This is a genomic window from uncultured Phascolarctobacterium sp. (assembly GCF_902463975.1).
In the GTDB taxonomy this organism is placed as follows: domain Bacteria; phylum Bacillota; class Negativicutes; order Acidaminococcales; family Acidaminococcaceae; genus Phascolarctobacterium_A.
Map to the genome: position 1 here is coordinate 1 of NZ_CABQHJ010000016.1, position 12,972 is coordinate 12,972.

Genomic DNA, 12,972 nt, shown 5'->3' on the forward strand with positions numbered 1-12,972 from the left:
GGAAGAACATGCTTTAAGTTTACTTGAAATTCAGGAGAATGTCAAGGGAGAAGAGTGGATTCACCGTGTGCCACGCCAAGCTTACGGACGCAGAGGTGCGTGAGCTGGCGTCCAAGCTGACAGCATAATAACACAAACGTTTTTGGAAGTGAATATAATATAGCATTGAGTAAGACGTCTTATGGATTATTAATTTTTATGCACAAGCCGTTTGTACTTTCTTTCAATCAGATAACTTATGAGCCCATGTGCATTTTTTCTCTTTTCAATTACAGGAAAAATATGGTAAAATATAATAGAGTAAGTATGCAATACAAACAGAAGAGGAGGGCAGTATATGTTGACAATTCGTGAATATAAACAGGCAGCAACGCTGGAGGAGGCGTGGCAGCTGAACCAGAAGCGCCCCAACCGCGTGCTTGGCGGTATGCTGTGGCTGCGCTTGAGCAAGGGCAATGTGCAGACGGCGATTGATTTGTCGGCTTTAGGCCTGGATACAATAGAGGAAACTGAAACAGAATTCCGCATCGGTGCGATGGTGAGCTTGCGCCAGCTGGAGCTGCATGCAGGCTTTACCGCTTACAGTGAGGGAGCAAATAAGGAGGCGCTGCGCCATATTGTAGGTGTGCAGTTCCGCAATCTTGCTACCGTAGGCGGCAGTGTGTTCGGACGCTTCGGCTTTTCGGATGTGCTGACCTTGCTTTTGGTAATGGACAGCTATGTGGAATTATACAAGGGCGGTATTGTGCCGTTGGCAGATTTTGTGAATATGCCGTATGACAGAGATATTCTGGTGCGCGTTATTGTTAAAAAGACGGCAGCACATTACAGCTATAAATCCGTGCGCATCAGCAAAACCGACTTTCCGGTGCTGACCTGCGCGGCGGCGCTGACGCAGGAAGGCGTGCAGGCCGCAGTGGGCGCACGCCCGGCGAAGGCTGCACTGGTAAAGGATGCAGAGCAGCTTGCAACTCTGCCTATGACTAGCGAGAAGGCACAGGCCTTTGCGGAATATGCTGCAGGCTTACTGCCGACGGAAACCAATCCGCGCGGCAGTGCTGCTTATCGTACACACCTTATTAAGGTGCTGACAGCAAGATGTTTAACAGAACTGGGAGGTAAGGCCTGATGGAGATAACCTTAACCTTAAATGGCAAAAAGCTGACACGTATGGTGGAGGCTGATACAGTTTTACTCGATTTTCTGCGCAAGGAAGGCTGCTACAGCGTAAAGCGCGGCTGTGACACTACCAACTGCGGTTTGTGCACTGTATTTATGGATGATAAACCGGTGCTTTCCTGTGCTGTTCTGGCAGCGCGTGCTGCAGGCCACAGCATCGTAACGATGGAGGGAATGCAGCAGGAGGCAGCGCAGTTCGGTGCCTTTATTGCAGACCAGGGCGCGGAGCAGTGTGGCTTCTGCAACCCCGGCATGATTATGAACGCTATCGCGCTGCTGCGTGAAAACAGCGAGCCTACGGAAGAAGAAATCAAGGAATTTCTGGCAGGCAACCTGTGCCGTTGCTCCGGCTATGAGGGACAGCTGCGCGGAATTCAAAATTTTATCGCCTGGAAAAAAACTCAGGCGCAGGCATAAGGAGGGGAGCTGCAGATGAAAATAGTTAACCAATCCTACCGCAAAAAGGATGCTATGCAGCTGGTGACAGGCCAGCCGGTCTATACCGATGACCTGGTGCCGAACGATTGCCTGCTTGTCAAGGTGCTGCGCTCTCCGCATGCGAACGCTATTGTGGAAAGCATCAACACCGCGATTGCAGCCAAGGTGCCTGACATTGAAGCAATTTATACCTGGGAGGACGTGGACCAGGATGGTGAGCGCTGCACCTACGCAGGCCAGACCTATCCCGAACCGAGTCCCTATGACCGCCTGCTGCTGGACCGTCATGTACGCTTTGTGGGCGATATCGTAGCGATTGTTGCCGGCAAAACAGAAAAGGCTGTCGACAAGGCGCTGTCTTTGATTAAAGTAAAATACCAGCTGCTGGATGCAGTGCTTGACTTCCGCACTGCGTTGGACAACCCTGTGCTCGTGCATCCGGAGGATACCTGGAAGGCGAACTGCCCGGTTGGTGCCGACAATAAGCGCAACCTGTGTGCCCATGAGGTTATTGAGGATGGCGAGGTTGATAAGATTCTGGCGGAATGCGATGTTGTTATCGACCAGACTACGCATACCAAGGCTGTACAGCAGGATATGATGGAGCCTTTCGTAACCTACTGTTCTATTGATACCTACGGCCGTCTGAACATCCTCAGCTCTACGCAGATTGTTTTCCACTGCCGCCGCATTATTGCCAATGCGCTGCATATCCCCAAAACTATGGTGCGCGTGGTTAAACCGCGTGTAGGTGGCGGCTTCGGCGCTAAGCAGAGCTGTGTAAGCGAAATGTATCCGGCCTTTGTTACCTGGAAAACAAAAAAGCCGAGTAAGATGATTTTCTCGCGTTATGAATGTCATATAGCTTCCAGCCCGCGCCACGAGATGGAGGTGCGCGTGCGTCTTGGTGCTACTAAGGAAGGCAAAATCCGCGCGATTGACTTATATACTCTTTCCAATACCGGTGCTTATGGCGAGCATGGTCCCACGACCGTCGGCCTTTCCGGTCACAAGTCTATTCCTCTGTACCGTACCGAGGCCTTCCGCTTCGGCTTTGACGTAGTTTATACCAACCTGCAGGCTGCAGGCGCTTATCGCGGTTATGGCGCTCCTCAGGGCATTTTTGCTGTGGAGTCCGCTGTGAACGAGCTGGCAGCACGTCTGAAGATGGATCCGATTAAGCTGCGTGAGATGAATATTACACGCGAGGGCGATATTATGCCGGCTTATTATGGTGCGCCCAACACAAGCTGTGCGTTGGACCGCTGCCTGGAGCAGGTACGCGAGATGAGCGGCTGGGAGCAGAAATTCCCGCTGCAGCAGCTGCCTGACGGCAAGGTACGCACAATGGGCGTGGCTATTGCGATGCAGGGGAGCTCCATTCCTTACTGCGACGTCGGCGGTGCTACCCTCAAAATTAACGACGAGGGACATTACACACTGCTGATCGGTGCTGCTGATATGGGCACCGGCTGCGATACCGTTCTGGCGCAGATGGCAGCAGAGGTTTTGGAATGTGATTACGATAACATTACCGTATTCGGTGCGGATACCGACGCTTCTCCTTATGACTCCGGTTCCTACGCATCCAGTACAACATATATTACCGGCAAGGCCGTAGAAATCTGTGCACAGCGTTTGCGTGGTAAAATTTGCCAATTAGGCGCACGACTGCTGGAATGCGGCACGGATCAGGTTGTCTTTGACGGACGCGAGGTGCGTGATACCGTCAGCGACAAGGCTGTAAGCCTCTTTGATATTGCCACCGCTTCTATGGTGAATAACGATATCGCTTTGGAAGAAACAGTGGAGCAGAACAGTGTACTGTCCCCGCCGCCGTTTATGGCCGGTGTGGCTGAGGTTGAAACCGACCTGCTGACAGGCGAGGCACAGGTAGTGAACTTCTACGCATCTGTTGACTGCGGTACTCCTGTTAACCCGCATCTGGCGAAGGTGCAGACCGAGGGCGGCATTCTGCAGGGCATCGGCATGGCGCTGATGGAAAACGTAACCTACAGTCCCAAAGGTCGTATTTACGAAAACTCCTTCATGCAGTACAAGGTTCCCTGCCGTGAGGATATCGGTCATATCTATGTTGACTTTGCCAGCAGCTATGAGGAAAGCGGTCCCTTCGGTGCCAAATCCGTGGGCGAGCTGGTAATCAACACTCCGGCTCCTGCGATTGCCGACGCAATTTATCAGGCAACCGGTAAGCGCTTCATGACGCTGCCGATTACACCGGAAAAAATTGCTATGGGCGTTGACGAAGAATAAGATTTTTATAAGCTGAAAACAAATGTGGTTGCAAGACCACATTTGTTTTGGCATGCGTTATTCTCGGGTGAGAGTGACGCGATGGGGTTGACCACATTTTGCTTCATTACTGAATTGAGCAATTAATATATCGCAGCACAACCCTCAGTCATCGCCTACGGCGATGCCAGCTCCCTTTCAGGGAGCATATAAAAGTTAGAGTTTCAAAATACAATTATATCTCCCCTAAAAGGGGAGGTGGATGCGAGCATAGCGAGCAGACGGAAGGGTTGGGATACTCTTTGTTCACGCTTTGTAAACTAATTTCAATTCACGTAAAAAAGGACTACAATCATGTATGACCAATACAATCGCAAAATAGATTACCTGCGCATTTCCCTTACTGATCGCTGCAATCTGCATTGCCGCTATTGTCAGCCGGAGGTGAGTGAGCATGTGCCGCATAACGAAATATTGCGCTATGAGGAGCTTTTGCGTATTTGCCGTGCTGCGCTGCAGCTTGGCATCCGCAAATTCAAAATCACCGGCGGCGAGCCTTTGCTGCGCAAGGGCTGCAGTGATTTTATCGCCAGACTGAAGCAGCTGGACGGCATAGAGCAGGTAACGCTGACGACGAATGGCACACTGCTTTCGCAGCAGCTGCCTGCGCTTATCGCAGCGGGTGTGGACAGCATCAATGTGAGCCTTGATACGCTGGATGCAGCGTATTATACAGAGCTTACCGGCGGCAGCCTGGGCAGCGTTCTGCAGGCACTACAGGAGCTGCAGGCGGTAGGCATACCGTTTAAGCTGAACTGCGTGCCTCTTGCAGAAAACGGCCTGGCAGATATTATGCAGTTGTTAAAGCTGGCAAACGATTATAACGCGCCGCTGCGCTTTATCGAGCTGATGCCGCTAGACTGCAATGCTGATCTAAAAGGAGTGAGCGGCAGCGAAATCCGCAGTTTGTTGGAACAGGCAGGCCTATCGCTGCAGCCTGATGCACAGCGATATGGCAACGGTCCTGCGAGCTACTGGCGCATTAGCGGTTATAAAATGCCGGTGGGCTTTATCGAACCGCTGCACAATAAATTCTGCGCTGTCTGCAACAGGGTGCGTCTTACCTCCGTAGGCATGCTGAAGCCATGTCTTTACAGTGACGCGGGCATGAACCTCAAGCACTTGCTGCGTGACGGCGGCAGTGATGCGGATTTAGTTAAGGCGATGCAGGAGATTATTTATGCCAAGCCCGCGGGACACAGCTTTGATGTAAAAGCAGCGCGCTTTAATATGAGCCAGATTGGCGGATAAATACAGGCTTTGAAGGAGCAGACAATGAGTGAATTTACACATTTTGACGCTGCGGGCAATGCTCTGATGGTGGATGTCAGTGATAAGGCTGACACCGCAAGGGTTGCCGTGGCGCAGGGAAAAATCTGCGTAAGCAGAGAAATATATGAAAAAATTGCTGGCGGCAGTATGGCCAAGGGTGATGTGTTGGGCGTAGCGCGAGTTGCGGGAATTATGGCGGCCAAGCGCACCAGCGAGCTGATTCCGCTGTGTCATCTGCTGCAGCTGACGAAATGTACAGTGGATTTTGAGCTGCTGGCGGAAAACGGCAGCTACGCTGTACAGGCACAGTGTTTGGTCAAGACTACGGGCAAGACTGGTGTGGAAATGGAGGCGCTGACAGGCGTGCAGATTGCCTTGCTGACGATTTACGATATGTGCAAGGCAGTGGACAAGGCAATGGTGATTACAGATGTGCATCTGCTGAGCAAAACAGGCGGAAAGAGTGGTGATTTTGTATGGAAGCAAGTATCAGAGGCATAATCAAGGCTGTTTGTATCAGCGAAAAGAAGGGTACGGAAAAGCATCCTGTTAATGAGATTGTTCTTAAAGAAAATTTCGGCATCGAGGGCGATGCCCACGCAGGCAAATGGCACCGTCAGGTGAGTTTTCTGAGTGCGGAAAAGGTGGATGAATTCAATGCGCGTGGCGGTGATGCCGCTATCGGTGCCTTCGGTGAAAATATTCTGGTAAGCGGCATTGACTTCAAAAAGCTGCCGGTAGGCAGCATCATGCGCAGCGGTGAAGTAGTGATGAAGCTGACGCAGATTGGCAAGGAATGCCACAGCCATTGCACGATTTATGCGCGTGTGGGCGACTGCATTATGCCGCGTGAGGGCGTTTTTGCGACGGTAGAGCATGGTGGTGTCCTGCGCAGCGGTATGGAGCTGGAGGTGACGCTGCCTGCAGCCGACGCACCCTTGCGTGCGGCGGTAATGACGCTTTCGGATAAGGGCGCTGCGGGTGAGCGTGTCGATACCAGCGGTCCGAGGGCAGCACAGCTGCTGGCGGAGGCAGGCTACGAAATTGTGGAGCAGGTTTTGCTTCCTGACGCACAGAAGAAAATCGAACGCGAGCTGATGCGTCTTGCGGACAGCAGACAGGTTGACTTGATTATCACCACAGGCGGCACAGGCCTGTCGCTGCGTGATGTCACACCGGAAGCAACAATGGCGGTGGCAACACGCAATGTGCCAGGTATTGCGGAGGCCATTCGTGCGGAATCATTGAAGATTACGCGGCGGGCAATGCTGAGCCGCGGCGTGAGCGTAGTGCGTGGACAGACGCTGATTGTGAATCTTCCCGGCAGCACCAAAGCGGTGGAGGAAGCGCTGGCAATTGTTTTGCCGCAGCTGGAGCATGGACTGCGTATCCTGAAGGGCAGCGCCCATGACTGTGCGAGAAAATGAGCGCCATAGACTGGTCACCGCTGTGGATTTCGCTGCATACTGCGGCAGCGACAATCGTCATAGTTTTCTTTATCGGCGTGATTATTGCCTGGTGGGTGGAACGACTGCAGAGCCAAAGCCTGAAGATTTTTGCCGACGCCGTAATAACGCTGCCCATGGTGCTGCCACCTACGGTAGCAGGCTTTTTTCTCTTATATTTCTTTGGCAACAATCGCTTTTTAGGCCAGCTTATCTATCAGCTGACGGGTATAAAAATAGCCTTCAGCTGGCTGGCAACAGTGCTGGCGGCGGCGGTAATTTCGCTGCCGCTCATGTACCGCAGCGCGCGCGGAGCCTTGTCCCAGGTTGACAAGGGCATGCTGGAGGCGGCACGTTCGCTGGGCATGACGGAATGGCGCATCTTCTGGCGCATTCATCTGCCTAACGCACTGCCGGGTATTATTGCCGGCGGCCTGCTGGCCTTCGCTCGTGGTTTGGGTGAGTTCGGCGCCACAGCGATGATTGCCGGTAATATCGCAGGACGCACACGCACACTGCCGCTGGCAGTTTATTCTGCCGTAGCGGCAGGCGATTGGGATGCAGCAGGCTGGTATGTGGCAGTAATTGTAGGCATTTGCCTATTAGTTGTCATTGGTCTTAATGTTTACTTATATAAAACAAAACAACAACAGGGGGAATAAAATGAAAAAACTCTTATGCTTAGTATGGTCTTTGATGTTAGTAATTATGGTTGCAGGCTGCGGTGGCGGTGATAAGCAGGCTGCTGCACCGCAGGCAGGCAAAACTTTGCGCCTGGCTGCTGCTGCCAGCATGGAAAAGGTTTTTACGCAAAAGCTCATTCCGCTGTATCAGCAAAAGCATCCGGAAATCAAAATCGAAGGTGTATATGATGCCAGCGGTAAGCTGCAGGCGCAGATTGAAAGCGGTCTGGCAGCGGACGTATTTATTTCTGCGGCCAACAAGCAGATGAACGCACTCAGCGACAAAGGATATATGGATAAGAGCACCGTGAAGCCGTTGCTGGAAAACAAGCTGGTGCTGATTGTGCCTAAAAGCGGCAGCGAAATCAAAGGCTTCAATGATTTCGGCAAGGCAAAGCATCCTGCAATCGGTGATCCTGCCAGTGTTCCTGCAGGCCAATATGCTAAGGAAGCGCTGACCAAGCTGGGCCAGTGGGATGCGATTCAGTCTAAAGTAAGCCTGGGTACTAACGTAACACAAGTGCTGAACTGGGTTGCCGAAGGCAGTGCTGACGCAGGCCTTGTTTACGCTACCGATGCAGCACTTCTGAAGGATAAGGTAACTGTTGTTGCCGAAGCTCCGGCAGGCTCTTTGAAGAAGCCGGTAATTTATCCTATCGGCGTGCTGGCGAGGGCTCCGCAGGCTGAGGCTGCCAAGGATTTTGCTGCCTTCCTGCAGACTGAAGAGGCTATGAAGATTTTTGCCGCTTACGGCTTTGCGCAGGCTAAATGAGAGGTAGATTAGCATGAAATTAATTCGTACTGAGGATGCGGTCGGCAGTGTGCTCTGCCATGACCTGACACAAATTATCAAGGGCGTTACCAAGGATGCAGTGTTCCGCAAGGGACATGTGGTGCAGCCGGAGGATATTCCGGTGCTGCTTTCCATCGGCAAGGAGCATTTATATGTGTGGGAAGCTGACGAAAGCATGCTGCACGAAAATGATGCCGCACGCATTTTGTGCGACATCTGCAAAAACACTATGATGGATGAATCGTCTGTGAAAGAGGGCAAGATTGAGCTGGCTGCTGCTGCTGACGGTCTGTTCAAGGTAGATGGCGCGCGTCTGCGCCTGGTGAACAGCTTCGGACAGATGATGATTGCGACGCGTCACGGCAATACGCCGGTGAAGAAGGGTGATAAGCTATGCGGTACACGTATTATCCCGCTGGTTATCGAAAAGGAAAAGATGCAGCGTGTACGCGAGCTGTGCGGTGATGAACCGCTGCTGCAGCTTTTGCCGTATAAAATTAAAAAGGCTGCCGTTCTGGCGACAGGCAGCGAGGTTTTCCACGGACGCATTAAGGATACCTTTACGCCCGTGCTGGAGGAAAAGCTGGCAGAGTTCAATGTGGAGGTAGTTTATAAGCAGGTGCTGGATGACAAACCGGAGCAGATTACCGCTGCGATTAAAACCGCGATTGAGGAAAAGGGCGCGGAAATGGTGCTCTGCACCGGCGGCATGAGCGTTGACCCGGATGACCGCACACCGTTCGCAATAAAAAACACCGGTGCACGCATTGTGTCTTATGGTGCACCGGTGCTTCCGGGGGCAATGTTTTTGCTGTCGTATTACGGCGAAGACCAGGTGCCTGTTCTGGGCCTGCCGGGCTGCGTAATGTACGCTAAGCGTACGATTTTTGACCTGGTGCTGCCGCGTGTGCTGGCCTGTGACCTTGTCACTGCCGACGAGTTGGCAGCCTTGGGCGAGGGTGGACTGTGCCTGAACTGCGCCGTTTGCACCTATCCTGCCTGCGGCTTTGGCAAGGGGTGGTAAAATGACCTATGCAGACCCGCAGCATTATCATGTGAAGGTGCGCGTGTATAACGAAAGCATTGATTTCGGCAAGGGCGTAGCGGAGCTTCTGCAGCGCATTGAGGCCACCGGTTCGCTGAGTGCTGCCTACAAGGCTATGGGTATGTCGGCCAGCAAGGCGTGGAAGATTCTGCGGCGTGCGGAGGCAGACCTGGGCTTTGCACTGGTGAGCAGCACGGCAGGCGGCAAAAGCGGCGGCGGCAGCGTGCTGACGCCGGAGGGACGTTCGCTGCTCGAGCGGTATACAGCCTTTAATGCAGAGGTGCAGTCAGCGGCGGCGCAGGCCTTCGCCAAGTATTTCAAATAACATAAATCTTTGGGCAGTACGGGGAATTTTTCCTGTACTGCCTTTGTTTATATAGTTTGTGTTTTCTTGACGCAGAATAGTAAAGAGGCTATAATATAAACATCTAGTAAATAGCAACAAGTATCAGATATGGGAGCTATGCCGACTTCCTTCCGCTGTGTATAGGCGGATGATGAGCTTGTGATTTGCCGCAAAAAAATTGCAGCGTTATTTTTTTGAAAGAAGGTTTAAGTATGAGTATTTTTGCCGGAGCTGTTGATTATTTTGTTAAGGGTGGTCCCTGTATGTGGCCGCTGCTGATGTGTTCCTTTGCCGCTATTGCTATTGGTGTGGAACGATATCTTTTCTATAAGAAGGCTATTTCCGGAGAAAAGTTCGCGAGCAGCTTCTGCCGCATGATGAATGACTTTAATCTGGTTGGCGCCAGTGAGCTGGCAGAGCAGAGCAAGGGCGAGGCTGCTGCCATGGCTAAGGAGATTTTGGATATTAAGGGTGACCTCGGCCAGCGTCTGGAAACTATTGTCTATACTAAAGCAGACCGTATTATCGACAGTCTGGAAAAAAATATCAACTATCTGAGTGTTGTTATCGGTCTTTCGCCGATGCTCGGCCTGCTCGGTACGATTACCGGTATGATTTCTTCTTTTAATGCTTTGAACGAAAGAACACAGAATCCGATGGCTGTTACCGCAGGTATCGGCGAAGCGCTGATTACTACAGTTTTCGGCCTGTGCATTGCCATTATGGGTATGTGTATCCATGCTTATCTTACAAGTAAAATCAAAACCGAAACTCTGAATATCAACGAGGTCGCAGATACGTTGGTTGATATTTTCAAAGCTAACGAGCAGAGCAAATGAGGGGCGGTGTCAGAAAATGCGCAGACGTCGTAAAAGAGTGATGAAGTCACCGGAAATCATGCTTAGTCCTATGATTGATATGATTTTCCTGCTGCTGGTATTTTTCATTGTCAGCACTATGTATATGAGCGAGGTCAAGACGATTCCTATTCGCCTGCCGGTTGCTAAGCATTCGGAGAATGTCAGCAAGAGCAACTTTAATGTAACGATTAAAAAGGATGGTAGCCTTTATCTTGATGAAAATAAAATCGAGATGGATATGCTGGTTCAGAATGCTGCAATTGAAAGCAAGCATGATTCCTCCTTCTCTGTTATTATCAGAGCAGAGGACGAAGCTCCCTATAAAACTATTATCCAGCTGATGGATAAAATGAAGGGAGCAGGTGTCACACGCTTTGGTTTGGCTACGGATACAGGTGAGAGCAAATGAAGGATGAACAAAAGCGATTTGGCAAGGGCTTTGCCGTAGCTCTGGCTGTGCATCTTGTTCTTGCCGCCGGCCTTGGCATTTTCGGCTACCGCTTTGTGCATACGCCTCCGGAAATTTTAGAGGTTTCTTTGGAGGGCGGCGGTGGCGGCGCTGAAGCTGAGGAGGAAGAAATCGAACAGGAGGAGCAGCAGGAAGAGCCGCTTGTACAAAGCCTGGAGGATATTATTGACCAAAAGCTGAAGCCTAAACCGCAAAAGAAGGTTGTCAGGAAAAAGGCAACGGCAGCCCCCGGACCGAAGGCTCCTGCCGGTAATCCTGCCGGCAGCGGTACAGGTACAGGCACTGGTACCGGAACAGGCAGCGGCAGTGGCAGCGGAAGCGGCAACGGTAGTGGCAGTGGCAGTGGCGAGGGCCGCGGTGTGCCAGTGAAACCGCCACGCCTGCTGCGTGAGGTTGCGCCTGTATATCCTGCGTCCGCACGCAACAGCGGTGCTACCGGTGTGGTAACGGTACGCATTCTGGTAGGTGCTGACGGCAGTGTAGAGGATGTAACGGTTGTCGGTTCCTCCGGCAACGGTGCTATGGATAACAGCGTTGTGACGGCAGTCAACAAATGGCGCTTCAGTCCTGCCAAAGACAAGTACGGGCAGAACGCACGCTGTCGCGTTACGCGCGCAGTAAGCTTTAATTTGAGATAAAAATGCATAGATGCTTTGACTCAAAGAAGCTGCTGTCTTCGGATGAAGCCGGAGACAGCAGCTTTAATTTCGGGAGAAATATCGAGTTTAAGAAGATGATTATATCGATGCAAAAGAAAAAAACACGGGCATTATGCACCGTGTTTTTTCTGTCTTGTGTCTCACGGAAGGAGTGAGACGAAGTGGAAGGGATTAGATAAATACAAAAATCGTCGGCTGATATTTTATCAGCTGCGTATATTATACTACATGATAAAAGAACTTGTCTAATATGGAATCAGCATAACAGTTATTTCGCCTTGTTCAGATTTCTGTATTTCGTTACGAAGAGGGCGATGCGCTCCAGTGCCTTGTGCAGGATTTCTTCACTGTAAGCATAGGAGCAACGGATATAGCCTTCACCACCGGCACCGAAGATGTTTCCTGGGATTACGAGAACCTCCTGCTCCTCAAGCAGCTTTTCAACAAATTCCATGCTGGAAAGGCCGGTTTCCTTGATGCAGGGGAAAACATAGAAAGCGCCTTCGGGCTCATACAGCGGCAGGCCCATCTTGTGGAAGCCATCAATCATAATCTGACGGCGGCGGCTGTATTCGGCAACCATGTTGTCAACGTCCTGGCGGCAGTATTTCAGTGCTGCAATAGCACCGTACTGTGCTGTAACGTTGGGGCAGAGTACTACATACTGATGCAGGATGTTCATGGCATTGATGATCGCTGCCGGTGCCATGATATAGCCAAGACGCAGGCCGGTCATAGCGTAGGCCTTGGAGAAGCCATTGAAGATAATAGTGCGGTCGCGGAATTCCGGGAAGTGGGTGAACATGGTGTGCGTTTTGCCGCCGTAGGTAAGATGAGCATAAAGCTCGTCGCTGATGACAATCAGGTCATGCTTCACAGCCCAGTCACCGATAGCCTTAATCTGCTCCTTGCTCATAATAGCGCCGGTCGGGTTGTTGGGATAACCAAGCATAATAGCCTTAGTTTTGGGCGTAACAGCCTTTTCCAAATCTTCGATAGTAGGCACAAAGCCGTTTTCCTGATAGGTTTCTACGGAAACAGGCTTGCCGCCTGCCAGAATAACGCAGGCCTTGTTGGCAACGTAGCAGGGCTCGGGAAGAATAATTTCGTCACCGGGATGCATAATGGTAGTAATAGTGGTGTACAGTGCTTCGCTGACACCGACGGTTACCATGATTTCGGTTTTTGGGTCGTATTTAACGCCGTAGTTTTTATGGATATCATCCGCAATTGCCTCGCGCAGCTCCAAAAGTCCGAGCGTAGGAGTATAGCAGCTTTTGCCTTCGCAGATGCTGTTGATTTCGGCATCCTTGACAGCCTGCGGAATATCAAAATCGGGTTCGCCGACGCTGAGAGGCACGATGTTGGGGTTAGCGGCCATAATATCAAGAAACTTTGCCAGACCGGAGGGAGGCAGTGCTTTAATAAAGGGAGAAACAGCAGCATCAAAATTATAGGACATAAAAATAC

The 12,972-nt window shown here is 51.3% G+C and carries 14 protein-coding genes; 13 read left to right on the plus strand and 1 reads right to left on the minus strand.

Annotation, left to right across the window (positions count from 1 at the left end):
* Positions 1 to 337 precede the first annotated feature (337 nt).
* From RDW05_RS06040 to RDW05_RS06100, 13 genes are all read left to right on the plus strand, one after another.
* Complete coding sequence (locus RDW05_RS06040; RefSeq protein ID WP_307978215.1) at positions 338 to 1,129, plus strand: FAD binding domain-containing protein; 792 nt, start codon at positions 338 to 340, stop codon at positions 1,127 to 1,129.
* Positions 1,129 to 1,596, plus strand: coding sequence for a 2Fe-2S iron-sulfur cluster-binding protein (locus RDW05_RS06045; protein WP_307978216.1), 468 nt, complete (start codon positions 1,129 to 1,131; stop codon positions 1,594 to 1,596). Before RDW05_RS06040 ends, RDW05_RS06045 begins: the two co-directional genes overlap by 1 nt.
* 15 nt (positions 1,597 to 1,611) lie before the next feature.
* Entirely contained in the window at positions 1,612 to 3,891 is a 2,280-nt protein-coding gene (locus RDW05_RS06050) for a molybdopterin cofactor-binding domain-containing protein (protein ID WP_307978217.1), read from the plus strand.
* A gap of 333 nt (positions 3,892 to 4,224) precedes the next feature.
* Positions 4,225 to 5,181 (plus strand): GTP 3',8-cyclase MoaA, encoded by a 957-nt coding sequence (moaA, locus tag RDW05_RS06055; protein WP_307978218.1) that lies wholly within the window; start codon positions 4,225 to 4,227, stop codon positions 5,179 to 5,181.
* 24 nt (positions 5,182 to 5,205) lie between these two features.
* The gene (gene moaC / locus RDW05_RS06060) at positions 5,206 to 5,703 is read left to right on the plus strand and encodes a cyclic pyranopterin monophosphate synthase MoaC (protein ID WP_307978219.1); all 498 of its coding nucleotides are present in this window, start codon (positions 5,206 to 5,208) and stop codon (positions 5,701 to 5,703) included.
* Positions 5,679 to 6,629: a molybdopterin-binding protein gene (locus RDW05_RS06065; RefSeq protein WP_307978220.1), complete on the plus strand. Its 951-nt coding sequence runs from the start codon at positions 5,679 to 5,681 to the stop codon at positions 6,627 to 6,629. The genes moaC and RDW05_RS06065 overlap by 25 nt, the downstream gene beginning before the upstream one ends.
* Before the next feature lie 5 nt (positions 6,630 to 6,634).
* Entirely contained in the window at positions 6,635 to 7,309 is a 675-nt protein-coding gene (gene modB / locus RDW05_RS06070) for a molybdate ABC transporter permease subunit (RefSeq protein WP_363316405.1), read from the plus strand.
* A gap of 1 nt (position 7,310) precedes the next feature.
* On the plus strand, positions 7,311 to 8,102 hold the full coding sequence (modA, locus tag RDW05_RS06075; protein WP_307978221.1) for a molybdate ABC transporter substrate-binding protein: 792 nt from the start codon (positions 7,311 to 7,313) through the stop codon (positions 8,100 to 8,102).
* 13 nt (positions 8,103 to 8,115) lie between these two features.
* Positions 8,116 to 9,147 carry a molybdopterin-binding protein gene (locus tag RDW05_RS06080; RefSeq protein WP_307978222.1) on the plus strand — a complete coding sequence of 344 codons (1,032 nt, stop codon included), beginning with the start codon at positions 8,116 to 8,118 and terminating at the stop codon, positions 9,145 to 9,147.
* A 1-nt stretch (position 9,148) separates the two neighbouring features.
* Positions 9,149 to 9,493: a LysR family transcriptional regulator gene (locus RDW05_RS06085; protein WP_307978223.1), complete on the plus strand. Its 345-nt coding sequence runs from the start codon at positions 9,149 to 9,151 to the stop codon at positions 9,491 to 9,493.
* 233 nt (positions 9,494 to 9,726) lie between these two features.
* Positions 9,727 to 10,353: a MotA/TolQ/ExbB proton channel family protein gene (locus RDW05_RS06090; RefSeq protein ID WP_009145240.1), complete on the plus strand. Its 627-nt coding sequence runs from the start codon at positions 9,727 to 9,729 to the stop codon at positions 10,351 to 10,353.
* A 16-nt stretch (positions 10,354 to 10,369) separates the two neighbouring features.
* Positions 10,370 to 10,783 (plus strand): biopolymer transporter ExbD, encoded by a 414-nt coding sequence (locus RDW05_RS06095; protein ID WP_021720231.1) that lies wholly within the window; start codon positions 10,370 to 10,372, stop codon positions 10,781 to 10,783.
* Positions 10,780 to 11,481, plus strand: coding sequence for an energy transducer TonB (locus RDW05_RS06100; RefSeq protein WP_307978224.1), 702 nt, complete (start codon positions 10,780 to 10,782; stop codon positions 11,479 to 11,481). Before RDW05_RS06095 ends, RDW05_RS06100 begins: the two co-directional genes overlap by 4 nt.
* A gap of 289 nt (positions 11,482 to 11,770) precedes the next feature.
* Here RDW05_RS06100 and RDW05_RS06105 read toward each other — a convergent pair whose 3' ends face one another.
* On the minus strand, positions 11,771 to 12,964 hold the full coding sequence (locus RDW05_RS06105) for a pyridoxal phosphate-dependent aminotransferase (protein ID WP_304094492.1): 1,194 nt from the start codon (positions 12,962 to 12,964) through the stop codon (positions 11,771 to 11,773).
* Between the last annotated feature and the right edge of the window lie 8 nt (positions 12,965 to 12,972).